This window comes from Pseudomonas sp. SGAir0191 (genome assembly GCF_002812565.2).
In the GTDB taxonomy this organism is placed as follows: Bacteria; Pseudomonadota; Gammaproteobacteria; order Pseudomonadales; family Pseudomonadaceae; genus Aquipseudomonas; species Aquipseudomonas parafulva_B.
In genome coordinates this window covers 1,941,413-1,967,249 of record NZ_CP025035.2, presented here as the reverse complement: position 1 = coordinate 1,967,249, position 25,837 = coordinate 1,941,413, and the positions used below count along the sequence as shown (strand labels likewise).

Here is a 25,837-nt window from a genome sequence, read left to right as displayed (position 1 = left end):
GGGTTGGGCTTAAGCTCGGCCCCTTATTGTGAAGATCGTCTGATGGCCAAAACTCCAAAGAAATCCAAGTCCAGGCTCTGGTTCCTGGTCCACAGCTGGCTCGCGCTGCCGATCTGGTTCTTTGTTCTCATCGTCTGTTTCACCGGCATGCTCGCGGTGGTCAGCCAGGAGATCGTATGGCTGGCCGACCCTGCGGTGCGCGCCAACAAGCCCGATGCCGACGTGGACCGCCTGAGTTTCCAGCAAGTGCTCGATGCGCTGCACAAGGCTGAGCCGGACATGATCGTGGACATGCTTCGCCAGCCCGACGGCTCTCACTTCGCGGTCGTTGCCAACGTTACCCTGCCCGACGGCACCAGCCCTACGCTGTATGTAAACCCCTATACCGGGGCCATCCAGGGCAAGACCCCCGACTTCGACTTCGAAGCCTTCACCCGTGCCTTGCATGGGTGGTGGCTGGTGCCGTTCACCAACGGTTACAGCTGGGGCTGGTACCTTGTTTCGCTACTGGGCCTGCCCATGCTGGCGTCCCTGGTCACGGGGCTTGTGGTGTACAAGAAATTCTGGAAAGGGTTCTTCAAGCCGGTGCGCACCGGTCACGGCTCGCGGATTTTCTGGGGGGACGTGCACCGCCTGGCCGGCGTCTGGTCCATCTGGTTCATTGCCGTCATTTCCATTACCGGTACCTGGTTCCTGATCCAAGCCATTCTGGGCGATAACCACGTCACGATTTCCACACGGCCCATCGTGCCGGTGATTGCACGCGAAGACGTGCCGCAGACCACCGACGGCACCCCCGCACCACGCATCGACCTGGACGAAGCCGTGCGCATTGCCGGGCACGCGGTGCCGGGCCTTGAGGTCAGCTTCGTGATATTGCCCGCCACGGCCTACAGCCACATCAGTCTTTCGGGGCCGGGTTGGTACCCGCTGATGTTCCAGAACGCCTCGGTCAACCCCTACACCCGCCAGGTCGACAGCCAGTTCCGCATCAGCGACCGCACGCCCCTGGAGTTCGTCACCGAATCCATGCGTCCGCTGCACACCGGCGACTTCGGCGGGCTGCCGATCAAGCTGGTGTGGTTCTTCTTTGGCCTGGTGTTGACCTTGATGGTGTTCAGCGGCCTGCTCATCTGGACCAAGCGCACCGCCCAGGCCACCGCCGCCGCCCTCAAGCGCAGCGAGCGCGCGCCCCGCGTCGCGCAGCGCGAGCCTACCCTGGAGACCCAACCATGAGCCAGGCACACACCCTCGCGCAACGGCCATTGAAACAGTTCTGGTTGAAGTGGCGGTTCCACTTGAACATTCTGCTGATCCTGATCCCGCTGGGTTTCATGCCCCAGTACTTCGCCGATGCCAAGCTGTTTCGCGGCGAAGCCGGGCTGGGCGCGAACGTCATCCGCGATATCAAGGTAGGGCCCTACAGCCTGGACCTGGCTGAAATGCGTGACGAAGTGCCCCAGGCCGATGGCCCGGCCGGCTACTTCAAGGTGTTCAATGCCTCACTCTGCAAAGGCTGCGCCCAAGAGGTGAAAGCCACCTACCTGCGCATCGGCAAGCCGCGCAGCCTGCGCGCCGCCGGCACCATTTTCTTCGGGGCGCCCTACCACATGGGTACCTCCCTTCCGATTGCGCCGCGTACTCGGCCAGATGCCCAGGTGTGGATCACCCTCGAAGGCTGGGACGGCAGCATGCATCAAGCCTCGGTGCCCTTGGCCCAGGCATCGCCAGCCACCGTGGCCTGGCTCAAGAAACAAGGAGGCAACAAATGAAACACCTCATGCGCAGGCTCATGCTCCCTTCACTGCTGTTAACCGCCACGGCTGCCATGGCACACAACCCCATGTGTGAGTGTGAAGAGGTGCCGGGCAGTCAGATCAAATGCACGGGTGGCTTTTCGGACGGGAGCGGTGCACCCGGGGTCACCTTGGATGTGATCGGCTACGACGAACAGGTGCTGGTCGGCGGTAAGCTCGGGGATGACTCCACACTCACCTTCAAGCGCCCGGATGGCGAATTCTACGTGTTGTTCGACGCAGGCCCAGGCCATGTGGTCGAAGTCGACTACGCCGATATTTCACAACCATGAGCCGGGTTCAGGTGATTCGCCCGGCCGGCGCCGGGCATGAAACGCTGTATGTGCTTTTGGTCAGTGCATTGATCGTGGCCCTGGCAGCCAGCGTCGTGCTGGTGCGCGGGGAGCGTGTCGACGATCAGCCGATCGCCAGCCATCAAATCGACGCTCGCCGGGACCTGACCCCAGCTGAGCAAGGCCTCTATACCGACCTGCGGGTGGCTTTCGACGAAATACAGTACCTGCGCGAGGAACAGGGCGCCGTCCCCGAGGTGCAGGCGCTGACGGCCGAGGGGCTGCCGCCTTTCGTCATTGATGCCGGTAGCCAGGGCCGTGGCGATCACCAATGGTCGTTGCTAGCCGACGGCGCCTACCTGGGCCGCAGCCAGGCGCCGGAAATCGCCGGCCACCTGCTGATGATCCTGCCCGAAGGGGGCGCCGAGGCCGACGTCTGGCTCTACCGAGGCAACCCCAGCCCATCGGTCGATGACCTTGCCCCGGCAAGCCTGATCGCCGTCGGCTGGCGCCAGGTCGTCAGCCACTACGACGCCGGTGTCACCCGCGAACACCGTCACTGACTTAAGGAACGCCCCATGCTTCGCTCCGCCCTCGCCCTGCTCCTGGCCTGTGCCCTACCCGCCTTTGCCCTGGCCGACCCCGGCAAGCCGCTGCGTATCGGCATCACCCTGCACCCTTACTACAGCTATGTGAGCAATATCGTTGGCGACAAGGCCGAGGTGGTGCCGTTGATCCCAGCTGGTTTCAACCCCCATGCCTACGAGCCTCGCGCCGAGGACATCAAGCGCATCGGGACGCTCGATGTGGTCGTGCTCAACGGCGTCGGTCATGACGACTTTGCCGACCGCATGATCGCGGCCAGCGAAAAACCGAACATCGCCACCATCGAATCGAACCAGAACGTGCCTCTGCTCGCGGCAACCGGCATTGCCGCACGCGGCGCTGGCAAGGTCGTCAATCCGCATACCTTCCTGTCCATCAGTACCACCATTGCACAGGTCAACAATATTGCCCGAGAACTGGGCAAGCTGGACCCGGAAAACGCGAAGCTCTACACGCAAAATGCGCGGGCTTATGCCAAGCGTCTGCGCGCCCTGCGTGCCGAGGCCCTGGCCAAGGTGAGTCAAGCGCCTGGCGCCACCTTCCGTGTGGCCACGATCCACGCTGCCTACGATTATCTCGTGCGTGATTTTGGCCTTGAAGTGACCGCCGTGGTGGAACCTGCCCACGGTATCGAGCCCAGTCCCGCTCAGTTGAAGAAAACCATCGACCAACTCAAAGCGCTGGATGTGCGGGTCATTTTTTCGGAGATGGACTTCCCCTCTGCCTATGTGGAAACGATCCAGCGCGAATCCGGCGTGCGCTTGTACCCGTTGACGCACATTTCCTATGGCGAATACACCAAGGACAAGTATGAAGTCGAAATGAAGCGCAACCTCGACACGGTGGTGCGCGCCATCGAGGAGAACCGCGCATGACCGCCGCCACCCAGGTGCTGCCGGTTTGTGGGCCGCGCATCGAGTTCGAGGCGGTCAACCTCGAACTGGGCCGTACGCGCATTCTTGAGCAGGTCAGTTTCAGCGTCGCGGCCGGCTCGGTGCATGCCATCGTCGGGCCCAATGGGGGCGGCAAGAGCTCGCTGATCAAGACACTGCTGGGGCAGATGCCGCATCAAGGTCGATTGGCCATGCATTGGCCCAGCGAGCGGGAGGTGATCGGCTACGTGCCGCAGGCGCTGGAGTTCGACCGCGGCCTGCCCATGACCGTGGACGATTTCATGGCCGCCATGTGCCAGCGCCAGCCCGCCTTTCTAGGGCTGTCCAAGCGGGTCCAGCCGGCCATCGAGGCAGCCCTGACCCACGTCGGCATGCTCGACAAGCGCAAGCGGCGCATGGGCGCGCTGTCAGGCGGTGAGCGTCAGCGGGTGCTGCTGGCGCAAGGGCTGATTCCCGAGCCGCAACTGCTGGTGCTGGACGAACCCATGTCGGCGCTGGACGAAGCGGGTATTCGCGTGTTCGAGCATCTGCTGGCCAGCTGGCGCCGATCCGGCACCACTGTCTTGTGGATCGAACATGATCTTGAAGCCGTGCTGCGCCTGGCTGACCGAGTCACCGGCCTGAGTCGCCGCGTGCTGTTCGATGCTGCGCCTGCCCAGGCGCTCACCCCTGAGCGTCTGCTCGGCCTGTTCTCCGTCCATCCGCGCAGCGAGAGCCTTGCCTGATGAGTTTCGAATCCTTCCGTGAATTGGTTCAACAATGGGCCGTTCAAGGCTACTTGCCCGAGGCGCTGGCCTACGGCTTCGTGGTCAATGCTTTGCTGGCCGGGTTGATGATCGGGCCGGTGCTCGGTGGCCTTGGAACGCTGGTGGTGGTCAAGCGCTTTGCCTTCTTCTCCGAAGCAGTCGGCCACGCGGCGCTGACCGGCGTGGCCATCGGCATTCTGTTGGGCGAACCCTACACCGGCCCTTACGGCAGCCTGTTCGGCTATTGCCTGTTGTTCGGTATTTTGCTGAATTTCCTGCGTAACCGCACCGGCCTGTCGCCTGACACGCTGATTGGGGTCTTCCTGTCGGTGTCCCTGGCGCTGGGGGCCAGCCTGCTGCTGATGCTGGCAGGCAAGATCAACGTGCACATTCTGGAAAACGTGCTGTTCGGTTCGGTGTTGACCGTCAGCGGTCAGGACCTGGTCGTGCTGGGAATCGTCGCTGTGCTGGTGCTGGCCTTGGCGCTGCCGCTTTACAACCGCATCATGCTGGCCAGCTTCAATCCGCAACTGGCTGCTGTACGCGGGGTGGCCGTCAAGACCCTGGACTACTTGTTCGTGGTGCTGGTGACCCTGGTCACGGTGGCTGCGGTCAAGGTGATTGGCGCCATCTTGGTGGGTGCGTTGCTGGTCATCCCCGCCGCTGCCGCGCGCCTGGTCAGCCAGTCATTGAAAGGCTTTTTCTTCATCTCGGTATTTATCGCTACTTTGAGCACCCTGTTCGGCATTCTGCTGCCCATTGTCTTCGACCTGCCTGTACCGTCCGGCGCCGCGATCATTCTGGTCGCCGGCCTCTGCTTCGCCCTGGCCGCCCTGGCCCGCGCGCTCGTCCCACGCCTGCAAGGAAACCCGGCATGAACCTCAAACGCCTGTGTCTGGCCCTCGCCCTTACCAGCCTGCCGTCCCTGGCCTCGGCCACCCAAGTGCTGACCACGCTGCCGGTCACCCACAGCCTGGCCAACACATTGCTCGAAGGCACTTCGGTTGAGCTCAAACGCGCTGCGCCGGCGAATTTGCCTGCCAGCCGCCAGCCGTCGTATTTCAGTGGCCGTGGCGAAGCCAGCCTGCACAAGGCGGCCCAGCAGGCTGACGCGGTGATCGGCGTACGCTCGATCTGGCGAGACGATCCGCTTTACCCGGTGGCGCGCCGCAGCAATATTCGCATCGTCGAAATCGACGCCGCTCGCCCAGTCGATGGTGCATTGCCAGGCATCGCCGTGACGGGGGCTGATGCCTACGCCGGCTACCCATGGCTCAGCCCCACCAATCTGGGACGCATGGCCGATGTCGTGGCCAATGATCTGGAGCGGCTGTCGCCCGCGGACAAGGCACGCATCCAGACCAACCTTGCCGGCTTCAAGCAGCAAGTATTGGCACTGGCCGCCAATAGCCAGACGCGCCTGGCCAAGGTGGAAAACCTGACCACCGTCAGCCTGTCGGAGCGACTGGGTTATCTGGCCAGCGGATTGAACCTGGACCTGGTAGATCAGCCGCTGCCCACCGAGTGGGATGCGGCTGCGCTCAAAGCCCTGGCCGATAACCTCAAAGGCCAGGATGTGGCCCTGGTCTTGGATCATCGGCAACCAGAGGCTGCGGTGGCGCAGGTAATTAAAGACAGCGGCGCGAAACTGGTTGTCGTGCAGAGCGATAACGAGGACACACTGGCTGGGCTGAAGAGCAGCGTTGATCAGATTGTCGAGGCATTGGGTCAAGGCTGAAGGGGTCTGCGGACAGGCGAAGGTGACTTGGGTTTGGGCTTGACCGCTATGCGGGATTCTACGAGCACTTCACAAGTCCAAGCTGTAACGCAGTACCCGTGTGGGAGCGGCCTTGTGCCGCGATGGGCTGCGCAGCAGTCCCAGGACTTCAGCTTCGCACCTTATATTGCTGGGGCCGCTATGCGGCCCATCGCGGTACAAGACCGCTCCTACACGGGTTCTGCGCTACAGCTTGCACTTGTCAAGTGCTAGGCAGTGAGCCACCCACACCCAATCACCGACGCATACACCGCTCGTAACGCCCATCCACCCGCTCGGCAAACCAGGCAGTGGTCAGCTTGCGGGTGATCTTCGGGCTTTTCAGCTCGATGCCCGGCAGCACGGCCCGCGGCAATGCACGGCCGGCCTTGGCATCGGCCAGGGCAAACACCTCACGGTATAGCCGGGTATCTTCAAAATCCAGTTCAGTTCCCTGCTCTAGCTGACTGCGAATCTGCGGGTTACGCAAACCTAACTGACGACCTAGCTGACGTGCTGCCCTTTCGGTGGTGCCGGGCATGATCGACCCAGGCGCAATCAGGTCACCGTCCAGCGCCAGGTCTGTCCCGGTAACCTGGCTGAGCGCCGCTTGAAACGCCGCATTCCGGCTGGCGTACCAACCGGCGTTGAAGTCGGCGAACCGATAGAGCTGACGCTCGTAGTTGGCGGGATAGCCCAATAGATGCGCAATCCCGAAGTACAGGCCACCACGGCGCGTGAACACTTCCTGTCGCACGCTGCCCTCGCGCGTGTAGGGATAGGCTTGCGCATGTTTCTCGGCAAAGTCGATGCTCACCTGCATCGGGCCGCCGGTATGTACCGGGTTGAGCCCCCCCAGCAAGGTACGGCCCAAAGGCACCCGCGCGATCACTTCATCGTACAGTTCGCTCAGCTGCTTCTCGGTGCGCACTGCCTGCAAGCGCTGTGCATAGGTCTTGCCATTGCCTGACGGGGTTTGCAGCGCGCCGTCGACCAGCATCCTGGGCACATGCACACGGGCAGCCCGCCGATTGATTTCCTCCCGGGCGATACGGCCCAGCTGGGGCACCTGGGGGTCGGCGTTGAAGGTGGACTCCTGCTCGGTCACAGCCAGTACCGCGCACAGGTTGCGCCTGGAGGGCTCGATACCCTGTGCCTGGAACGCCTTCTGGATATCAGCGGCCCAGCCAGCGCGATCACCGGCATTGGCGGGCAATAGCCGCATCAGTTCGGCGCGCACCTGCGCAGGGTCAGCTTGGGGTACGGACGCTCGGTGCCCCGTACACCCTTGCAACACGGTCAAGGCCAGAACGCCTGCGGCCAGTATGCGCCCGTTCAGAGGGATGCTCCTGCCAACGTGCTCGCAGAGGGATCGATCAGCATGGTCTGTCCTGAGGGTTGAAATGCCCTAGCCTCGCCGACCCTGGGCAAGACGTCAATCAACCCGTCAGCCGCAGCGGTTCCAAGGCGCTGGTCAATGCCGCCAGCACGCCTGGCTCATGGTCATGGATGAAGAAGTGACCGCCAGGAAACATCTGCAGCGAAAAGGTGCGCTGTGTTTCGTGCTGCCAGGCCTGTAGCTGCTCGCGGCTGGCCCGATCCTCTTCGCCACCCAGTACGTGCAACGGGCAGCCAAGCGCGGGCCGCTGACGATACGCATACGTCCCACACAGCAGGAAGTCGGCCCGCAGTATCGGCAGTGTCAGGCTCATCAATTCGTCATTGGCAAGCACTTGTTCTGGCGTGCCTTGCAGCTCACGCAATTCATCGATCAGCTCGGTGTCGGACTTCGGCTCGCGCCAGCGCTGGCCGTCGTAGTCTTCCCGGCGAGTAGGCGCGGCAGTGCCGCAGGCGAACAGCGCCAGCGGTGGCGGGCAACCAAGCGCCTGCAGCTCATGGGCCAGTTCAAAGGCCAGCAGTGCGCCCAGGCTATGGCCGAGCAAGGCATAGGGCGTACTGGTCGCCAACCGCTGCTCCTGGGCCAGCTGCCGGGCCAGTCCCTGCATGTCGGTGTGCAGCGCCTCGGCCATGCGTGCGCCGCGCCCAGGCAATTCCACTGGACGAACCTGCAACCACGCTGGCAGCGCGCGGCGCCACCGGCTGTACACCATCGCACTGGCCCCCGAATACGGCAGGCACAGAAGATTGATCACCGTCACTGCGCGCCAGCTTCAGCCATTTTCTGACGCAGGCTGAGTGGGCGCATGTCGGTCCACACCTCGTCGATGTAGGCCAGGCAGTCCTTTTTCAGCCCTGCCTTGCCCACCGCCCGCCAGCCCTCGGGAATCGCCTTGTACTCCGGCCAGATCGAATACTGTTCTTCGTGATTGACCACGACCTGGAACTGGATGTCTTCACGGTCGAAAACTGAAGTCATGTTGCCTGCCTCCTTGATTGGGATTGCCACTGCGCACGCGGCGCAGGGGAACTTTCAAGTAGACGTGCAGGGCGTGGAAAAAATTAGGCGACTGGGTGAGGCCGGGCCGGCCTGTGAATGTGAGGCCGGTTCGGTCAGGTATCGCGCAGCAGGTCGTGGGTATCGAGCAGGCGGAAGGCAACCTGCGGATTTCGTTCGAGCCCCTTGCGAATGGCCGCCGGTATGGCCTGGCGCGTCTTGCGGCACAACCCAGGCTGATCGTCCAGTTCGATGACTATCCCGCGCATGGTGCGCACTTCATGGTGGCCCGGTGCGATATGCAGCCGGATGCCCAGGTTGTCATACAGCCGGCGTTGCAGGCGATAGAGGTCCTGAATGTCCTGAAGGTTTTCCAGGCGTTCGAGCAGGCGCTTTTCTTCCTGCCGGGTGAGCAGCAGGATGCGCCGGGCCGGCTCGCACTCGGTGGCCAGCTGATCGCGACCGCAAATGCAGGCACCGGGCGGGCAAGGTTGGCGCAACGGGACAGGGTTGGTCATTGCCCAAGCATAGCCAGAATTGCGGCGCCTGCTCCACGCCCGTTGGCATCAGGGCGCGACGCCCTCGACGATGATCACCTCGGCGCACGCCGCACCTTGGCGCAGGCCGCAGGCTTGCTGGTAAAGGTCGGAGCGATAGCAGGCCACGGCCTGGTCATAGGAGTCGAATTCGATGACCACGCTGCGTTGCGGCGTAGGCCGCCCTTCCATGGCCTCACTGCGCCCGCCCCTGGCCAGAAAGCGCCCGCCGTAGGCCTGGAAGGCCGCCGGAGCACGCTGTGTGTACTGCTGATATTGGACCGGGTCGGTCACGTCCACATGGGCAATCCAGTAGGCTTTCATCCGCTTGTCTCCTGCGCTGGGCATTTGTGTATGATGGTATACCATAAACAATTAATCTCAGCACGAGCACCTGACATGCCTTTCAATACCATCGATGAAATTCTCCAGGATTATCGGCAAGGCAAGATGGTCTTGCTGGTGGACGACGAAGATCGGGAGAACGAAGGCGACCTGCTGATCGCCGCCCAATACTGCGATGCGCAAGCCATTAACTTCATGGCCAAGCAAGCCCGTGGCCTGATCTGCCTGACGCTGACGGATGAGCACTGCCAGCGCCTGGGCCTGGAACAGATGGTTCCGGCCAACGGCAGCATGTTCAGCACGGCATTCACCGTCTCAATCGAGGCTGCGACCGGTGTCACCACGGGCATTTCCGCCGCCGATCGCGCACGCACCGTGGCAGCTGCCATGGCCGCTGACGCTTGCCCGGAGGACCTGGTACAGCCTGGGCATATTTTCCCGTTGCGCGCTCGCGAAGGCGGTGTCCTTACCCGTGCAGGGCACACAGAGGCCGGCTGCGACCTGGCCCGCCTGGCAGGCTTGAGCCCGGCGTCGGTCATCGTCGAGGTGCTCAACGACGACGGCACCATGGCACGTCGGCCTGAACTCGAGGCCTTTGCGGCCCGCCACGGCATCAAGATCGGCACCATTGCCGACCTCATCCATTACCGGCTGAGCACTGAGCAGACCATCAAGCGTATCGGAGAGCGTGAGCTGCCCACGGTGCATGGCCCCTTCCGCCTGGTCACGTATGAAGACCGTATCGACGGCGGCGTGCACATGGCCATGGTCATGGGCCAATTGCGCCGTGAAACGCCTACGCTGGTGAGGGTGCACGTGATCGATCCGCTACGCGACCTGGTCGGCGCCGAGTGGGCGGGCCCGGCCAACTGGACGTTGTGGGCGGCATTGCAGAAAGTGGCTGAGCAAGGAACAGGCGTGGTCGTGATCCTGGCCAACCACGAGTCCTCCCAGGCGCTGCTCGAGCGTGTGCCCCACTTGACCCAACCCCAGCGCCCCTACCAGCGCGGGCAGTCGAAGGTGTATTCGGAGGTCGGCACCGGTGCGCAGATTCTTCAAGACCTGGGCGTGGGCAAGCTTCGCCACCTGGGTCCGCCCTTGAAATATGCAGGCTTGGCGGGCTACGAACTGGAAGTGGTGCAAAGCATACCCTTCGAGCCAATGACCGGCTGATTGCAGCGCCTGCATGGCCATCAACCAAATGATGGCCGGTAGCCTGCTGCTACTTGCGAAAAGTTTGGAATACCATAATATGACATTCCGTAGACCTTGAATGTGTAACTGCTGCTCCCCGAATACTGTTGGCGGGCGCACCACAAGCCCTGCCTCGAATAACAAAAAGCAACGAGGGCGTAATCATGCTGTTGAGCAAACGTGTAACCGCAGTGCTGTCGGCCAGCCTCCTGACACTGGCCTGCCAGGCCACTCAGGCGGCTGAAAGCCTGAACTTCGTAAGCTGGGGCGGAACGACCCAGGATGCTCAGAAGCAAGCGTGGGCAGCCCCGTTCAGCAAGGCCACCGGCATCAAGGTGGTGCAGGACGGCCCGACCGACTACGGCAAGCTCAAGGCGATGGTCGAAAGCGGCAACGTGCAGTGGGACGTGGTCGACGTCGAGGCTGACTTCGCCCTGCGCGCCGCCAGCGAAGGCCTGCTCGAGCCCCTGGACTTTTCCCAGATCCAGCGCGACAAGATCGACCCGCGCTTCGTTTCCGATCATGGCGTGGGTTCGTTCTTCTTCTCCTTCGTGCTCGGCTACAACGAAGGCAAGCTCGGTGCCAGCAAGCCAACCGACTGGACCGCGCTGTTCGACACCAAGACCTACCCCGGCAAGCGCGCCCTCTACAAATGGCCAAGCCCAGGCGTACTGGAACTGGCGCTGCTGGCCGATGGCGTGGCGCCCGACAAGCTCTACCCGCTGGACCTGGATCGCGCCTTCAAGAAGCTCGACACCATCAAGCAAGACATCGTCTGGTGGGGCGGCGGCGCGCAGTCGCAACAACTGCTGGCCTCGGGTGAAGCCTCCCTCGGCCAGTTCTGGAATGGCCGCATCTACGCCCTGCAGCAAGACGGCGCCCCTGTAGGGGTGAGCTGGAAGCAGAACCTGGTCATGGCCGATTTCCTGGTCGTTCCCAAAGGCGCCAAGAACAAGGATGCGGCGATGAAGTTCCTGGCCAACGCCAGCAGCGCCGAAGGCCAAGCCGAATTCGCCAACAAGACGGCCTACGCCCCGGTCAACACCGACAGCGTCGCCAAGCTGGACAAGGACCTGGCTCCGAACCTGCCGACCGCCTATGCGCAGGATCAGGTCACCCTGGACTTTGCCTACTGGGCCAAGAACGGCCAGGCCATCGCGGCCCGCTGGAATGAGTGGCTGGTCAAATGAAAGTCGCGATCAATGCCCTGCATAACGCCCAAGGTGCCCCTTCGGGCACCGGTGCTCCCGGAGCCAGGCCACGGCGCGCCTCCCTGAGCCAGCGCTGGAAGGGCAGCCGCAACCTGCTGCCAGCCTTGCTGTTCCTGGGCCTGTTTTTCTTCGCACCGCTGGTTGGCCTGTTACTGCGCGGCGTGCTCGAGCCTACGCCTGGCCTTGGCAACTATGAACAGCTGTTCGCCAACTCGGCCTATGCCCGGGTGTTGTTCAACACCTTTTCGGTGGCAGGGCTGGTCACGCTGATCAGCGTACTGCTGGGCTTTCCGCTGGCCTGGGCGATCACGCTGGTACCCAAGGGCTGGGGCCGGTGGCTGCTTAACATCGTCCTGCTGTCGATGTGGACCAGCCTGCTGGCGCGCACCTACTCCTGGTTGGTGCTGCTGCAAAGCTCGGGGGTCATCAACAAAATGCTGATGGCCATGGGCATCATCGACAGCCCACTTGAGATGGTGCACAACCTCACAGGCGTGGTGATCGGCATGAGCTACATCATGATCCCGTTCATCGTGCTACCGCTGCAGGCAACCATGCATGCCATCGACCCGATGGTGCTCCAGGCAGGCTCGGTGTGCGGTGCCAGCCCGTGGACCAACTTCTGGAAGGTGTTCCTGCCGCTGTGCCGGTCGGGGCTATTCTCCGGGGCGTTGATGGTGTTCGTCATGTCGTTGGGGTACTACGTCACCCCGGCGTTGCTGGGCGGGGCGCAGAACATGATGCTGCCTGAATTCATCATCCAGCAGGTGCAGTCGTTCCTCAATTGGGGCCTGGCCAGCGCGGCGGCTGCCTTGTTGGTGGTCATCACCCTGGTGCTGTTCTACCTGTACCTGAAGCTGCAGCCGGAATCCCCGGTTGGCACTGCGAGGTAAACCACATGCTCTTGTCTCCCAATGCCATGGGCCGGCCGCTTCGCACCGGCCTGTACCTGACCACCGGTGTAATTGCCGCCTTCCTCTTGCTGCCGGTGGTCTTCATCGTGCTGCTGTCGTTCGGTTCGTCCCAATGGCTGGTGTTTCCACCGCCCGGCTGGACGTTCAAATGGTACGGGCAGTTCTTTTCCAACCCTGAGTGGATGGACGCAGCCCTGGCCAGCCTCAAAGTCGCCGTGCTCACCACCGTTGCGGCAGTGCTGCTGGGCCTGCCCACGGCCTTCGCCCTGGTGCGCGGGCGCTTCCCGGGGCGCGAGCTGCTGTACGGCCTGTTCACCATGCCGATGATCGTGCCCCTGGTGATCATCGCCGTAGCGGTGTACGCCCTGTTCCTCAAGCTGGGCTACACCGGGACCTTGTTCGCCTTCGTGGTGAGCCACGTGATCGTCGCCCTGCCCTTCACCATCATCTCCATCATCAATTCCCTGAAGCTGTTCGACCAGTCGATCGAGGACGCCGCCGTCATCTGCGGTGCCTCGCGCCTGCAGGCCATCTTCAAGGTGACCTTCCCGGCCATCCGGCCTGGGATGATCGCCGGCGGGTTGTTCGCGTTTCTGGTGTCCTGGGATGAAGTGGTGCTGAGCGTGATGATGGCCAGCCCCGACCTGCAGACACTGCCGGTAAAAATGTGGACCACCCTGCGCCAGGACCTCAGCCCGGTGATCGCCGTGGCATCGACCTTGCTGATCGGTCTGTCGCTGCTTGTGATGTTCCTTGCCGCCGCCTTGCGTCGGCGTGCCGAAACCAACGCCTGAGCGCGCGGAGATTAACCCATGAGTGCAGTGATCCAAGACAACGCGCGTGGCAGGGCCCTGGTCAGCCTGCGCGGCCTGAACAAGCATTACGGCGACTTCACCGCCGTGGACAACCTGGACCTGGACATTCAGGAAGGCGAATTTCTGACCTTCCTGGGTTCGAGCGGCTCCGGCAAGTCCACCACCTTGTCGATGCTGGCTGGCTTCGAGACTCCCAGCAGCGGCCAGATACTCGTTGAGGGCCAGTCGCTGGTCAACGTGCCGCCGCACAAGCGCGACATCGGCATGGTGTTTCAGCGCTATTCGCTGTTTCCGCACCTGAACGTGCGCGACAACATTGGCTTCCCCCTGGCCATTCGCAAGCTGGGTACGGCTGAAACACGCACGCGTGTCGATGCCATGCTCAAGCTGGTGCAACTGGAGCCTTTCGCGCACCGCAAGCCCTCGCAGATGTCTGGCGGGCAACAGCAACGCGTGGCCATCGCCAGGGCGCTGGTCTACGAGCCGCGCATCCTGCTGATGGACGAGCCGCTGGGTGCCCTGGACAAGAAGCTGCGTGAAGACCTGCAGGATGAACTGCGCCAGTTGCACCGGCGTCTTGGCATTACCATCGTCTACGTCACTCATGATCAGGAAGAGGCCATGCGCCTGTCCCAGCGCATCGCGATCTTCAGCCATGGCAAAATCGTGGGCCTTGGCAGTGGCTACGACCTTTACCAGAACCCGCCCAACGCGTTTGTGGCCTCGTTCCTGGGCAACTCCAACTTCCTGCGCATCAAGGCCAGCAGCAATGGCGCAGGCAGCTTCGAAGGCCAAAGCGTCGCCATTCGCCTGACCCCAGGCCTGGGCCAAGATCAGGATGCCCTGATCATGGTGCGGCCTGAGAAAGCCCTTGCCCTGACTGCCCAGCAAGCTGCCGAGCAACCGTTGCCTGCCGGCTGGAACGAAGTCAGCGCCAAGGTCGGCGAGGTGTTGTTCCTCGGTGAAAGCCAAACCTGTCATGTGGTCACCGCAGGCGGTACCTCGTTGACGGTCAAGGCTTTGTCGGCGGCAGGCATGCCGATGCAGCCGGGCGACACCGTCAAGGTACGCTGGGCGGTGGCCGATGCGTGTATCTATACCCAGTGGGCAGAAAGTGACCTGAGCAAATCGGCCGGCGCTCACTGATCCAGGCGCCGCCCATCGGCCGTGCGCAAGTGCCCGCGCACGGTCGCCTGGCGGCGTTGCCGCCTTGTCATCACACCATCACGCCACTGCCTTACGCTGCGGCCATTGCCACCGTGAAGGCCCAATCAGCATGGCCCGCCTGCTCGTCTTCCTGTTGACCGCGCTGCCGATGATGGCCTGGGCCGAGCCCGTGCACCTGCGCATCCAGGGCTCCAACACCCTGGGCAGTGCCCTGCTACCGGCGTTGGTACGGGCGCAGCTGCGTGCCGAGCACGCTACCCAGGTGCAAGTCCACAGCGCTAAGGCGGACAACGAGTCAGTGATCACGGCGACCCGCGCCGACGGCGTAGACGTTCAGGTCGATATCGCGGCGCATGGCTCCAGCACAGGCTTTGATGCCTTGGCTCGGGGCGAGGCTGAGCTGATCGCCGCCTCTCGCCCAATCAGTGACAGCGAAGCGCGGCAGTTGCAGGCATTTGGCGACTTGCGCTCCCCTGCAGCTGAACATGTCATCGGGCTGGACGGTGTCGCCATCCTCGTCAATCCCGCCAACCCCTTGTCTGAGTTGTCCCTGGATCAAATTGCGCAGGTTTTCAGCGGGCAGGTACGGCGCTGGGAGCAACTCGGGGTGGCCGGTGGCGACATCCACCTGTACGCCAGGGACGAGCGCTCCGGGACGTTCGAAACGTTCAGGTCACGGGTCCTGGCGCCTAGGCAGGTCAACCTGGCGCCGACAGCCAGGCGTTTCGAAGCCGGCGAGCGTCTGGCCGCCCAAGTAGCAGTCGATCGCCAGGCCATCGGGTTTACCGGGCTTTCGACCCTCCACGGCACCAAGGTACTGGCAGTAGCCGATGGCACCGCGGCGGCGCTGCTGCCCGAACGCGCCCTGGTGGCCAGTGAGGTCTACCCGCTGTCACGCCGCCTGTTCCTGTATCTGCCCACTCCCCCAAGCCCTCAGGCCACCGCATTGATCGACTTCATCCAGAGCCCCGCCGGTCAGGCCATCGTGGCCGAGCAAGGCTTTGTGTCACAACAGATCGTGGCCCAGCGTGTGGCGCCTGTTGCGATCATGCCTGCACGGTATCGGGCGCTGGCAGAGCACGCCCAGCGGTTGAGCGTGAACTTGCGCTTTCAACCGGGCAGTGCCGCCCTGGACAGCAAGGCTACCCAGGATGTGCAGCGGGTGATCGATTACCTGAACCAGGCCGGCAAGCCGCACCGCAAGGCCGTACTGGTGGGCTTCGGCGACCCCAAGGACAGACCGGGGCGCGCTGCCCTGCTCTCGCGCCTGCGCGGCGAGGCGGTACGCCAGGCACTGGCGCGCGGGGGTATCGAGGTGCTGGAAGTGGCGGGGTTAGGTGACCTGATGCCGGTGGCGGGTAACGAGATGGAGCAAGGCCGCTTGCGTAACCGTCGCGTCGAAGTCTGGGTCTATTGAGGCTTGACGCACTGCATCAAGACCTGCGCCGTCAGCGCATCCTAGGCCCTTCGCAAAAAAATGTAACAGCTGCTCATTCGGCGTGCCCCGCAAACGGATCTACGCTCAAGCCTAAGTGATACCGGGCCCCTCTGACGGTTGCCAGCCGCCATGTCGGATCACTGTTGCCACGCAACGTCGACCGATCAGGAGGGGCTCATGACAGCTCTGCACACCTTTCTCACAACACCTTTTCTCGGCACCAGCGCTTGGCTGTGGCTGGTCTTTGTCGCCATCGTCGTCGGCTTGCTGGTGCTCGACCTGGGCGTGCTGCATCGCCATGACCGCGAAATCGAAATGCGCGAAAGCCTGCTGCTGTATTCAGGCTACTTCGGCGTCGGCGTGCTGTTCGGCGTCGGTGTTTGGTACTACCTGGGCGCGCAACCGGCACTGGAGTTCTATACGGGGTTTCTCGTCGAGCAGTCGTTGTCGATGGATAACGTCTTCGTGATGGCGATGATCTTCAGCTATTTCGCCGTTCCCCGACGGTATCAGCACCGCGTGTTGTTCTGGGGCATTCTCGGCGTGGTGGTGTTGCGCGCGATCATGATTGGCGTCGGCGCGGCCTTGGTGCAGAACTTTGCCTGGGTACTTTATCTCTTCGGCGCTTTCCTGCTTTTTACCGGCGTGAAAATGGCGTTGTCCAGGGAAGACAGTCAGCCGGACCTGGCCAACAATCCGATTCTGAAGTTTGTAAGGCGGCACATGCGGGTAACCGATCAGATCCACGGCTCGAAGTTTTTCGTGCACGTTACGCCCCGTGGGGAAAGCAATGCCGTGCGCCACGCTACGCCGCTGTTTCTTGCGCTGGTTTTGATTGAACTGGCTGACCTCGTATTTGCCGTGGACAGCGTCCCGGCGATATTCGCCATCACCCAGGACCCTTTCATCGTCTACACATCCAATATCTTTGCCATCTTGGGCCTGCGTTCGCTGTACTTTGCCTTGTCGGCACTGATGCACCGTTTCGTGTACTTGAAATATGCGCTGGCGCTCGTGCTGATCTTCATCGGCTGCAAGATCTTCTACCACGGCATGGTGGGCAAGGTGCCCGCCCTATTGTCGCTGGGCGTCACGTTCGGGCTGTTGCTGGGCGGTGTGCTGGTGTCGCTGATAAAAACCCGCGGTCAAGCCAAGGCCCCGGTTACTGAGCCGGATCAAGCGATTGAAACCACTCGGCATAAGGAGTATTGACCGCCATGCGCCGGTTGAAGTCCGGACTCCCGTCGCCCCACCAGACGGGGCCACGCTCCCCCAGCGCGACCTTTGCCGCCTGAACCTGGGCACGGGCGCGGGCAAGCTGATCGGGTTCGTCGTTGGCCTTTGCGTCCTTTATCGCTCTGCGCGCGTCCATCAGGGCATGCACCCAGTGCTGGCGCTCAGCGTCGGACAAGGAGGGATCGGTGCAGCGCCACAAACGCCCCCGGACAACGAAATAGCGGCCGTCCGGGGTAGTGGGATAACGTTGGGTGGGCATTACTTGGCCAGCCAGTTTTCCACTTCATCAGCGCCGTGTTCGGCCTTCCATGCTTTGAGCTTGGTGTGATTGCCACCTTTGGTCTCAATGACTTCACCGGTGTGAGGGTTCTTGTACTGCTTGACTTGCCGAGCACGGCGTGGCGCTTTCTGGGCCGCGGCAGGCGCAGCGGGCCGTTGACCGTTTTTCGGGTCGAGCAGGTTGACGATATCGCGCAAACTGTATTCGTACTTGGCCAGCAGATTTCGCAGTTTGGTTTCAAACTCGATTTCTTTTTGCAGCTCAGGGCTACCTTTCATGGCTTCCAGCTCTGCAAGTTGGGCAGCCAATTTCTGTTCCAGTTGACGAAACTCTGCAAGACGAGACATGGGGACGTTTCCTTTTCAGTACGACGGGCAATGAAACTTCAGTAACTTGTTAGTGCAGTCGAACATAGACTTGGTTCAACCGGCTTGACTAACTAGACAGCATTACCGTCTGTCCGTCAAAGAAAATGTTAGTGCCCGGCAAGCGGTCTGTTGCGCACACCCTACGGAGACTCAATCATGCCCAACCCTTCCCTCGGCTTTCTTGGCCTATGTTTCGCCAGCGCCCTGCTCGCGGGTTGCTCAGGGGCCAAAACCGCATCGCCCGTGCAAACACCCGGCGCCCCAATAAAACCCGGCACGCAATGGCTTGAAAAAGGCGCGGCGCTGTTACAGGCCAAACCGCCTATTGACGCACTCAATGCCTACCTGGATGGTTTTCACTTCTATAACGGCCATCCGGATATTCAAATGGAAGCGCATCATTACTGTGCGATCCTCAACGAAGACGTCATTCAGTGCGTGATCTACGATGGCAGCACGGCCACGGCCAAGATCATGGGCGTGGAGTACATCATCGATCAGAAGTTGTTCGCCCGGTTACCCGCCAAGGAAAAAGCGCTGTGGCACAGCCACGGGTTTGAAGTGTCCTCTGGCCAGTTGGTGGCGCCCGGTATCCCTGCGCCTGCCGAACATGCCTTGATGAAACGCCTGGCCACCACCTACGGCAAGACGTGGCATACCTGGCATACCGACCAGGACAAGTCACTGCCGATGGGCGTGCCGCAACTGATGATGGGCTTCACTGCGGACGGTCAGGCAGACCCGGTGATGGTCGAGCAGCGCAACCGTCGCCTGGGCATCGATACCGCCCAGACGCGCAAGCAGCGCGCTGATATTGACATTCCTACACCCGACACTGACGCCGACAGTTGGCAGAAAGGCGTCATCATTCAGTTGGATGACCCGACTGGCGCGCATTTGCACAAACCTGCCACCACTACGCCTGCCGATACCAACAGCCGCTCGGCCCGTTGAGCCTGGCGGCATGAACCCAGCAATCAGCGTTCGGCCGCTGAGCCTGACGCAGGCAGATACCTGCCGATTTCGTACTTGCCGATCGCTGCCCGGTGCACTTCATCGGGCCCGTCGGCCAGGCGCAGGGTGCGCTGCATGGCGTACATGTAGGCCAACGGAAAATCAGCGCTCACCCCCGCACCACCGTGCAACTGGATCGCCCGATCAATTACGCGCAGCGCAACATTCGGTGCTACCACCTTGATCTGGGCGATCTCGCTGCGGGCTACCTTGTTACCCACGGTGTCCATCATGTAGGCCGCTTTGAGCGTGAGCAGGCGTGCCATGTCGATGTCCATGCGCGAATCAGCAATCTTGTCGATATTCCCGCCCAGGCGCGCCAGTGGCTGCCCGAACGCAGTCCGGGCAACCGCGCGCTTGCACATCAGCTCCAGGGCCCGTTCGGCCATGCCAATGGACCGCATGCAATGGTGGATGCGTCCAGGCCCCAGTCGGCCTTGGGCGATCTCGAACCCCCTGCCCTCTCCAAGCAGCACGTTCTCCAACGGCACCCGCACGTTTTCAAACACCACCTCGGCATGGCCATGGGGCGCGTCGTCGTAGCCAAATACCGGCAGAGGTCTGAGCACCCTCACACCGGGCGTATCCATCGGCACCAGAACCATCGAGTGTTGTTGGTGCCGCGGGCCGTTCGGGTTGGAAAGGCCCATGAAGATCAGGACCTTGCACCGCGGGTCACATGCGCCCGAGGTCCACCACTTGCGGCCGTTGATGACCCATTGGTCCCCTTCGCGCACTGCTGTAGCCGCCATGTTGGTGGCATCCGAAGACGCCACATCGGGCTCGGTCATGGCGAATGCCGAGCGGATTTCACCCCGCAACAAAGGCTCCAGCCACTGCTGCTTCTGCGCGGCCGTACCGTAGCGCACCAGCACTTCCATGTTTCCTGTGTCCGGTGCCGAGCAGTTGAACGGCTCCGGGCCCAACAATGAACGGCCCATGATCTCGGCCAGTGGGGCGTACTCCAGGTTTGTCAGCCCTGCGCCGTATTCGGATTCAGGCAGAAAGAGGTTCCACAAGCCCTCCTCGCGTGCCTTGATTTTCAGCGATTCCATGATGGCGGTAGGCTGCCAACGATCGCCTTCGGCAACCTGGCGTTCGAATACGGACTCGGCAGGATAGACGTAGGCATCCATGAAGGCAGTCACGCGCTCGCGCAGCGCTTGCACCTTGGGCAAATAGGCGAAATCCATTGGCGGGTTCCTTCAGGGTCGAATGACATTAGGGCAAGCCTAGGGCAGGCGCTGGTCATCCACCTAGTCTATTTTCGGCGTGTATTAACATTCATAACCGATATATGATCGGCCGATAATTCCAAAAACGAGCGGCGCTCATGAACCTCAGCAAGGTCGATCTCAACCTGTTCATCGTCTTCGATGCGATCTACACCGAAGCCAACCTCACCCGTGCCGGGCAGATCGTCGGCATCACCCAGCCTGCCGTGTCCAATGCATTGTCCAGGCTGCGTGAAACGTTCAACGACCCGCTGTTCGTACGGACCGCCCAGGGCATGGTGCCAACACCCATGGCGCAGAACATCATCGGCTCGGTCCGCAGCGCGCTGGCATTGCTACGCACCTCGGTGCAGGAAAGCCGGACGTTCAACCCCCTGCAAGCGAGCAAGACGTTTCGCATCAGCATGACCGACCTGACCGAGGCCGTGATCCTGCCGCCGCTGTTCCAACGCCTGCGTCGCCTGGCACCTGGGGTGCTGATCGAGAGTTTCCTGTGCAAGCGCCGGGAGACCACCAAGGAGCTTGCCGCAGGACGACTGGACTTCGCCATCGACGCCCCCCTCAACACCGACCCTCAAGTGCGGCACATCAAGTTGATGCAGGACCGCTACGTCTGCGCCCTGCGCCAAGGTCACCCGCTGGCCGACAGGGCATTGAGCCTGGATGGGTACCTTGGCATGACCCACATCCACATTTCCAGCCGCCGCAACGGGCTGGGTTACGTGGACCTTGCGCTGGGCAAGATGGGCGTGCAGCGCAAGGTGGCCCTGCGCTCACAGCATTACCTGATGGCCTCGCAAGTACTGCAGCAAACCGACATGGTGATGACCGTGCCAGAGCGTTTCGCCCGCCGTCATCAGTTGTGCTACAAGCCTTTGCCTGTAGAGGTGCCGGCGTTGGAGACGCACCTGTACTGGCATGAAAGCACTGACCAGGACCCAGCGAACCGCTGGATGCGCGAGCAGATCACCGAGTTGTGCGAGCGAGTAGTCAGCGAAGAGGAACGGTCTCTCAACGGTCAGTGAGAAAAGACCGTCTGAGTGTCGAGACAAGGGTGAGAATATTTTTTTCGTTATGCCCGATCGGGAGAATGCTTTTGCAAAATGGTCTTAAAAAGCCTTGATTTAGAGCAAAAGTCTCTTCGTGACGCAGTTAATCTTGTTCAGGCATCCTCGCTCTCTTGCCAATGGACCTGCTTATGTCTGACGCTCCTCTCTACTTCGATTACGCTGCCACTACCCCGGTCGACGATCGAGTGATCCAGACCATGCTTGCATGTCTGGGTCGGCATGCCCATTTCGGTAACCCGGCCTCGAGCGGGCATGTCTATGGCAAGGCAGCGCGTGATGCAGTCGAACTGGCCCGTGAGCAAGTAGCCGAACGCGTGGGGGCGCCGCCGGCGTCACTGGTATGGACATCCGGGGCTACCGAGTCCAACAACCTGGCGCTCAAAGGCGTCGCGCAGGGACTGGGCCAGCCTGGGCATTTGCTTACCAGTCAGCTAGAGCACAAAGCCGTTCTGGACACCGCAGCCGAACTGGAGCGCCAAGGCTGGGCGGTGACCCGACTGCAACCTGATCAATCAGGCCTGATCCATCCGGCCATGGTTCAGGACGCGCTGCGCGCCGATACGCGCCTGGTGTCGCTGATGGCGGTGAATAATGAATTGGGCACAGTCACCGACATCGCTGCCATCGGCGAGCGGGTGCGGGCGCACGGCGCCGTGTTCCACGTGGACGCAGCTCAGGCGGTAGGCAAGCTGGCCATCGACCTGGCTAGCCTGCCCGTTGACCTGATGTCCTTTTCCGCCCACAAGGTGTATGGCCCCAAGGGCATCGGTGCGCTGTTCGTTGGCCCGCGCGCGCGCGCCGGCATGCGTGCCCAACTGCATGGGGGTGGTCATGAGCAAGGCTTGCGCTCCGGTACCCTGGCCACGCATCAGATCGCGGGCATGGGCAGCGCGTTTGCCCTGGCCGGCCAACCAGGCGATGGCGAGTACCAGCGCTTGGCGCAGCTGGCCAAGCGCCTGCGCGAGGGCCTATTGGCACTGCCCGGCATCACGCTCAACGGCTGCGCTACCCAGCGCGTGCCGCACACCCTGAACCTGTGTATCGATCAGGCAAGGTTCAACAGCGCGGCGCTCGCCACACAACTGGCGCTGTCGACCACCTCGGCCTGCAATTCAGCGAACAATGCGGCATCCCACGTCCTGCTGGCGCTGGGGTTGGACGAGCGCCGTGCCCGTAACAGCATTCGCCTGAGCGTTGGCAGGTTCACCACCGAGGCGGAAGTCGACAAGGCCATTGCGGTATTGGCCTCGGCACTGACCACGGCCAGCGCTGCACTCTGGTGAACCACGCCAGCCGGGCATGCCCTTACAGGAAGGTGAATACCTTGGATGCCGGGAGCCGCGATTTGCTTAACCCGGCATTGAAGTCGGTTTCACTGCGATAGCCCAGGCTCAGCAGCACTACGCTGGTGAAGCCTTGTTCGCGCAAGCCAAGCTCGGCATCCAGGCGCTGGCTATCGAAGCCTTCGATGGGGGTAGCGTCCAGGCCCAGGGCAGCGGCGCCCAGCAAGGCTGTACCCAGGGCAAGATAGGTTTGCTTTTCCATCCAATGCTGCAGGTCCTTGCGCTCGTAACGATGCAGGTCGGCGTAGTGGCGTCGGCTGTTGTCCTGCGCCGCCTTGGCCTGCTCATCGCGAAAACGCCCGTCGAGTGCCTCCTGGGCGAGCACGGCCTCCAGGTGCGCCTGGGTCATGTCGGTGCGCGTGCAAAAAACGATGACATGGGAAGCATCGCGCAATTTGGGCGAATTGTAGGCGTAGTCGGTGTCGGTACTCATGGTCAGGCGGGCTTTGGCAGCTTCGCTCTGGGCAACGACGAAATGCCAGGGCTGGGAATTCACCGAAGATGGGCTGTGACGCAATTGCTCGAGCAAGGCATCGACCGTGGCTTGGGGAATTTGACGCGATGCATCGTAGGCTTTGGTGGTGTAGCGGCGCTTGGCCAGCGAGACGGTATCCATGGGCAATTCCGGACGTCGAGAGAAAAGGAATGCCCATGGTATCTTTCCTGCCACAAATAAAAACCGGCACAATCGAGCAACACTTTCACCCCTGGAGTGACAATGTTGCGTCTTGCCGACCTCGAACTGTTCGTGCGCAGCAGCGTGCTGGGCAGCTTCACCGCAGCTGCCATCGAAGCGAACCTGTTGCCCGGCCAGGTGGCGGCCGCCATCAAGCGGCTGGAGCGTGATCTGGACGTACGTCTGTTCGTTCGCACTACCCGCAGCCTGCGCCTGACTGCCGAGGGCGAGCGCTACCTGCCGACTGCCGTGAACGTGCTGGAAAGCCTGCGCCGCGGGCATGACGATTTGCACGGCAATGCCACCGCCCTGCGCGGCACCTTACAGGTTTCAGCACCCTCGGACCTGGGCCGCAACATGCTGCTGCCCTGGCTCAGCGCGTTTCGCCGGGAGCACCCGGCCTTGCACCTGCGGTTCATGCTGTCCGACCAGATTGCCGACCTGAACCGTGATCCGGTGGACGTTGCCGTGCGTTACGGCCTGAACCAGGACGCCAACTACATCGCCCTCCCCCTGGCCGACTGGAACCAGCGCGTCCTGGTCGCCTCCCCCGATTACCTGGCCCGCCACGGCCGACCGCAGACGCCCGAGGCACTGCATGCCCATGCCTGCTTGTTGTACATGCAGCACGGTCGGGTGTACGACAAGTGGCAACTTGGCCAACGCACGGTGCACGTGAAAGGGCCACTGATCAGTGATGACGCCGATGTGATTCGCCGCCTAGCGGTGCTTGGCGAGGGAATCGTCTACAAGTCGTGGCTGGATGTCAGTGACGACCTTGCCTGCGGCAGGCTGGAAATCGTCCTGCCTCAATGGCCGGGCGAGCCGACGCCTGTCACGCTGGTATGCCCGCACCGCAAGCAGCTCACCCCCGCCGTCACGCAACTGCACCAGTGGCTGCGCCAGCGGTTCGATGCACTGCAGCCGGCAGCCAGGCTCGGCAGTTGCACAAATCTTCCAGACACCTGTAGCCGAGGGCGCTAGGCTTCTTGTACAGCCTAAGCATCAGCATGCACACAGCGAGCCCCCATGAGTAACTGGATCGACCTCAAGCAGGACGCCGAGACCGGCATCGAGTCGATCCGCGCCCATTTCGTCGGTCATGCCTACGACCCCCATTGGCACGAGAGCTTTCTGGTAGGCGTCACCGAGCAAGGGGTCCAGCAATTCAATTGCCGGCGGGTCAGGCACCATAGTGTGCCGGGGCAAGTCTTCATGCTTGAACCTGGGGACCTGCACGACGGGCTCGCGCCCACTGAAGAAGGTTTTACCTACTCCACGCTCTACCTGGAGCCGGACTGGCTGGAGCAGCAGTTGCGCCTGCTATTCGAACACGCGCCGCGTGATGCCTTGCCCCGTTTCGCCGACACGCTGACCCAGGACCTGCAGCTTGGCCAAGCCACCGCGTTTGCCTTCAATGCCCTGCATGCACACGAGCTGCTCATCGTCAGGCAGTCAGCCACCGACGCCTTGCTCGCCTGCCTCACACGCCACCTGCACTGGCGCAAGCGAGTCGATCCAGACCCGCGCTTGCCGCTCACGGCGCAACGGGCCCGCGATTATCTGCATGACAACCTCGCACGGGATGTTGGCCTCCAAGAGCTGGCGACTGCCTGTGGCATCGACCGTTACCGCTTGACCAGAGCCTTCAAGGCAGCATTCGGGCTCGCCCCGCATGCGTACCTCATCCAGCTGCGCCTGGCCAGGGCCCGGCGTTTGCTTGCCAGCGGGGCCAGCCCTGCAGACGTAGCCGGCACCTTGGGCTTTGCCGATCAGAGCCACCTGGGCCGGTGGTTTCGGCGGGCCTATCAGCTCACCCCGGCATACTACCGCAAGCGCTGCTCAATCCTTCCAGACTGAGGCGATGCAAATGGCGAGCATTGGGGCTGACACCAAAGGAGCCCCAGCACATGACGCATTCTTTTCTGCCATTCGTTGCATTTGCCCTGGTTGCCAGCATCAGCCCAGGACCGACCAATCTGCTTATCCTTGCCCAAGGCGCCCGACATGGCCTGCGCAGCACGCTGGTGCCCATCCTGGCGGCATGCCTGGCCGCTGCGGCCACTGTGTTGCTGGTTGGCATGGGGCTGGGTCAATGGTTGACGCGCCACCCACAAGCCCAGCATCTGATGATGTGGGCCGGAGTGTTGTGGTTGAGCTGGCTGGCCTGGCAACTGCTGCGCAGCACCGGCGTTACCGGCGCGCCAGCCCAGGCGCGGGTGTTCACGGCAGTGGACGCGGCAACGCTGCAGGTGATCAACCCCAAGGTGTGGCTGATGGCCGTGTCCGTAATCGGCGTGTTTGCCGCGCCAGGCCTGGCGGTGTGGCAACTGGCACTGGTGTTCCTGGTGATCGCACTGCCGTGCATGACGCTGTGGGCGGTGCTGGGCGCAGGCAGTGCGGCCTGGCTGCAAACGCCACGCCGCCTGCGCGTGTTCAACCAGGCCCTGGGCGGCCTGCTCTTGCTCTCAGCGTGGGCTGCGGTATTGAGCTGAGCAGCCTTGTTGCCC

General features: G+C 62.3%; 30 protein-coding genes. 21 read left to right on the top strand and 9 right to left on the bottom strand.

The window, feature by feature from the left end; translation table 11 throughout:
* The first annotated feature begins 42 nt into the window (after nt 1-42).
* From CWR53_RS08965 to CWR53_RS08930, 8 genes are read left to right on the top strand one after another with little or no spacing between them, the layout of a single operon-like run.
* A complete protein-coding gene (locus tag CWR53_RS08965) occupies nt 43-1,236 on the top strand; it encodes a PepSY domain-containing protein (RefSeq protein ID WP_100851288.1) in 1,194 nt (397 codons plus the stop codon).
* Entirely contained in the window at nt 1,233-1,772 is a 540-nt protein-coding gene (locus tag CWR53_RS08960) for a hypothetical protein (RefSeq protein WP_058603897.1), read from the top strand. Before CWR53_RS08965 ends, CWR53_RS08960 begins: the two co-directional genes overlap by 4 nt.
* Entirely contained in the window at nt 1,769-2,089 is a 321-nt protein-coding gene (locus tag CWR53_RS08955) for a hypothetical protein (RefSeq protein WP_027914698.1), read from the top strand. Before CWR53_RS08960 ends, CWR53_RS08955 begins: the two co-directional genes overlap by 4 nt.
* On the top strand, nt 2,086-2,652 hold the full coding sequence (locus CWR53_RS08950) for a DUF6162 family protein (RefSeq protein WP_100851287.1): 567 nt from the start codon (nt 2,086-2,088) through the stop codon (nt 2,650-2,652). The genes CWR53_RS08955 and CWR53_RS08950 overlap by 4 nt, the downstream gene beginning before the upstream one ends.
* Before the next feature lie 15 nt (nt 2,653-2,667).
* Nucleotides 2,668-3,570, top strand: coding sequence for a metal ABC transporter substrate-binding protein (locus CWR53_RS08945; protein ID WP_100851286.1), 903 nt, complete (start codon nt 2,668-2,670; stop codon nt 3,568-3,570).
* Complete coding sequence (locus CWR53_RS08940) at nt 3,567-4,313, top strand: metal ABC transporter ATP-binding protein (RefSeq protein ID WP_100851285.1); 747 nt, start codon at nt 3,567-3,569, stop codon at nt 4,311-4,313. Before CWR53_RS08945 ends, CWR53_RS08940 begins: the two co-directional genes overlap by 4 nt.
* Entirely contained in the window at nt 4,313-5,212 is a 900-nt protein-coding gene (locus tag CWR53_RS08935; RefSeq protein WP_058637323.1) for a metal ABC transporter permease, read from the top strand. The genes CWR53_RS08940 and CWR53_RS08935 overlap by 1 nt, the downstream gene beginning before the upstream one ends.
* Nucleotides 5,209-6,072: a metal ABC transporter solute-binding protein, Zn/Mn family gene (locus tag CWR53_RS08930; protein WP_100851284.1), complete on the top strand. Its 864-nt coding sequence runs from the start codon at nt 5,209-5,211 to the stop codon at nt 6,070-6,072. Before CWR53_RS08935 ends, CWR53_RS08930 begins: the two co-directional genes overlap by 4 nt.
* Before the next feature lie 274 nt (nt 6,073-6,346).
* Here CWR53_RS08930 and CWR53_RS08925 read toward each other — a convergent pair whose 3' ends face one another.
* From CWR53_RS08925 to CWR53_RS08905, 5 genes are all read right to left on the bottom strand, one after another.
* On the bottom strand, nt 6,347-7,429 hold the full coding sequence (locus tag CWR53_RS08925; protein ID WP_375335490.1) for a DUF1615 domain-containing protein: 1,083 nt from the start codon (nt 7,427-7,429) through the stop codon (nt 6,347-6,349).
* Nucleotides 7,430-7,529: 100 nt separating this feature from the next.
* The gene (locus CWR53_RS08920) at nt 7,530-8,249 is read right to left on the bottom strand and encodes a thioesterase II family protein (RefSeq protein WP_100851283.1); all 720 of its coding nucleotides are present in this window, start codon (nt 8,247-8,249) and stop codon (nt 7,530-7,532) included.
* On the bottom strand, nt 8,246-8,467 hold the full coding sequence (locus CWR53_RS08915) for an MbtH family protein (protein ID WP_028686977.1): 222 nt from the start codon (nt 8,465-8,467) through the stop codon (nt 8,246-8,248). The genes CWR53_RS08920 and CWR53_RS08915 overlap by 4 nt, the downstream gene beginning before the upstream one ends.
* Before the next feature lie 134 nt (nt 8,468-8,601).
* Complete coding sequence (locus CWR53_RS08910) at nt 8,602-9,003, bottom strand: hypothetical protein (RefSeq protein ID WP_058603888.1); 402 nt, start codon at nt 9,001-9,003, stop codon at nt 8,602-8,604.
* Between the two features lie 48 nt (nt 9,004-9,051).
* Entirely contained in the window at nt 9,052-9,345 is a 294-nt protein-coding gene (locus tag CWR53_RS08905) for a DUF1330 domain-containing protein (RefSeq protein ID WP_058603887.1), read from the bottom strand.
* Between the two features lie 75 nt (nt 9,346-9,420).
* Between CWR53_RS08905 and ribBA the strand changes: the two genes are divergently transcribed.
* The 7 genes from ribBA to CWR53_RS08870 all read left to right on the top strand — a co-directional run bounded on the left by ribBA (nt 9,421) and on the right by CWR53_RS08870 (nt 17,317).
* The gene (gene ribBA, locus CWR53_RS08900) at nt 9,421-10,539 is read left to right on the top strand and encodes a bifunctional 3,4-dihydroxy-2-butanone-4-phosphate synthase/GTP cyclohydrolase II (protein WP_100851282.1); all 1,119 of its coding nucleotides are present in this window, start codon (nt 9,421-9,423) and stop codon (nt 10,537-10,539) included.
* A 185-nt stretch (nt 10,540-10,724) separates the two neighbouring features.
* Nucleotides 10,725-11,750, top strand: coding sequence for an ABC transporter substrate-binding protein (locus CWR53_RS08895; RefSeq protein WP_100851281.1), 1,026 nt, complete (start codon nt 10,725-10,727; stop codon nt 11,748-11,750).
* Entirely contained in the window at nt 11,747-12,664 is a 918-nt protein-coding gene (locus tag CWR53_RS08890) for an ABC transporter permease (protein ID WP_100851280.1), read from the top strand. The genes CWR53_RS08895 and CWR53_RS08890 overlap by 4 nt, the downstream gene beginning before the upstream one ends.
* A gap of 5 nt (nt 12,665-12,669) precedes the next feature.
* The gene (locus CWR53_RS08885; RefSeq protein WP_023536057.1) at nt 12,670-13,479 is read left to right on the top strand and encodes an ABC transporter permease; all 810 of its coding nucleotides are present in this window, start codon (nt 12,670-12,672) and stop codon (nt 13,477-13,479) included.
* 18 nt (nt 13,480-13,497) lie between these two features.
* Nucleotides 13,498-14,646 (top strand): ABC transporter ATP-binding protein, encoded by a 1,149-nt coding sequence (locus tag CWR53_RS08880; protein WP_058603883.1) that lies wholly within the window; start codon nt 13,498-13,500, stop codon nt 14,644-14,646.
* Nucleotides 14,647-14,776: 130 nt separating this feature from the next.
* Entirely contained in the window at nt 14,777-16,084 is a 1,308-nt protein-coding gene (locus tag CWR53_RS08875; protein ID WP_100851279.1) for a substrate-binding domain-containing protein, read from the top strand.
* A 198-nt stretch (nt 16,085-16,282) separates the two neighbouring features.
* Nucleotides 16,283-17,317 carry a TerC family protein gene (locus tag CWR53_RS08870; RefSeq protein ID WP_258313236.1) on the top strand — a complete coding sequence of 345 codons (1,035 nt, stop codon included), beginning with the start codon at nt 16,283-16,285 and terminating at the stop codon, nt 17,315-17,317.
* Here the strand turns inward: CWR53_RS08870 and CWR53_RS08865 are convergent.
* On the bottom strand, nt 17,268-17,600 hold the full coding sequence (locus CWR53_RS08865) for a hypothetical protein (protein WP_100851278.1): 333 nt from the start codon (nt 17,598-17,600) through the stop codon (nt 17,268-17,270). The two genes, CWR53_RS08870 and CWR53_RS08865, sit on opposite strands and share 50 nt — an antisense overlap.
* A complete protein-coding gene (locus CWR53_RS08860) occupies nt 17,600-17,968 on the bottom strand; it encodes a histone-like nucleoid-structuring protein, MvaT/MvaU family (protein ID WP_058603880.1) in 369 nt (122 codons plus the stop codon). Before CWR53_RS08860 ends, CWR53_RS08865 begins: the two co-directional genes overlap by 1 nt.
* A 177-nt stretch (nt 17,969-18,145) precedes the next feature.
* On the opposite strand from CWR53_RS08860, the gene CWR53_RS08855 reads away from it, so the two are divergent.
* The gene (locus CWR53_RS08855) at nt 18,146-18,943 is read left to right on the top strand and encodes an OBAP family protein (RefSeq protein ID WP_100851277.1); all 798 of its coding nucleotides are present in this window, start codon (nt 18,146-18,148) and stop codon (nt 18,941-18,943) included.
* Between the two features lie 23 nt (nt 18,944-18,966).
* On the opposite strand, the gene CWR53_RS08850 is transcribed toward CWR53_RS08855, so the two are convergent.
* Nucleotides 18,967-20,196, bottom strand: coding sequence for an acyl-CoA dehydrogenase (locus tag CWR53_RS08850; RefSeq protein WP_100851276.1), 1,230 nt, complete (start codon nt 20,194-20,196; stop codon nt 18,967-18,969).
* A gap of 140 nt (nt 20,197-20,336) precedes the next feature.
* Between CWR53_RS08850 and CWR53_RS08845 the strand changes: the two genes are divergently transcribed.
* Together CWR53_RS08845 and CWR53_RS08840 are read left to right on the top strand one after the other, a co-directional pair.
* A complete protein-coding gene (locus tag CWR53_RS08845; protein WP_100851275.1) occupies nt 20,337-21,263 on the top strand; it encodes a LysR family transcriptional regulator in 927 nt (308 codons plus the stop codon).
* 173 nt (nt 21,264-21,436) lie between these two features.
* Nucleotides 21,437-22,591: a cysteine desulfurase family protein gene (locus tag CWR53_RS08840; RefSeq protein ID WP_100851274.1), complete on the top strand. Its 1,155-nt coding sequence runs from the start codon at nt 21,437-21,439 to the stop codon at nt 22,589-22,591.
* A gap of 22 nt (nt 22,592-22,613) precedes the next feature.
* Here CWR53_RS08840 and nfsB read toward each other — a convergent pair whose 3' ends face one another.
* Nucleotides 22,614-23,267 carry an oxygen-insensitive NAD(P)H nitroreductase gene (gene nfsB / locus CWR53_RS08835; RefSeq protein ID WP_100851273.1) on the bottom strand — a complete coding sequence of 218 codons (654 nt, stop codon included), beginning with the start codon at nt 23,265-23,267 and terminating at the stop codon, nt 22,614-22,616.
* A gap of 102 nt (nt 23,268-23,369) precedes the next feature.
* Here nfsB and CWR53_RS08830 point away from each other — a divergent pair, with 102 nt between their 5' ends.
* From CWR53_RS08830 to CWR53_RS08820, 3 genes are read left to right on the top strand one after another with little or no spacing between them, the layout of a single operon-like run.
* A complete protein-coding gene (locus tag CWR53_RS08830) occupies nt 23,370-24,311 on the top strand; it encodes a LysR family transcriptional regulator (protein ID WP_100851272.1) in 942 nt (313 codons plus the stop codon).
* A gap of 45 nt (nt 24,312-24,356) precedes the next feature.
* Nucleotides 24,357-25,187 (top strand): AraC family transcriptional regulator, encoded by an 831-nt coding sequence (locus tag CWR53_RS08825; protein ID WP_100851271.1) that lies wholly within the window; start codon nt 24,357-24,359, stop codon nt 25,185-25,187.
* A 50-nt stretch (nt 25,188-25,237) separates the two neighbouring features.
* Entirely contained in the window at nt 25,238-25,822 is a 585-nt protein-coding gene (locus tag CWR53_RS08820; RefSeq protein ID WP_058603872.1) for a LysE family translocator, read from the top strand.
* Nucleotides 25,823-25,837: the final 15 nt, after the last annotated feature.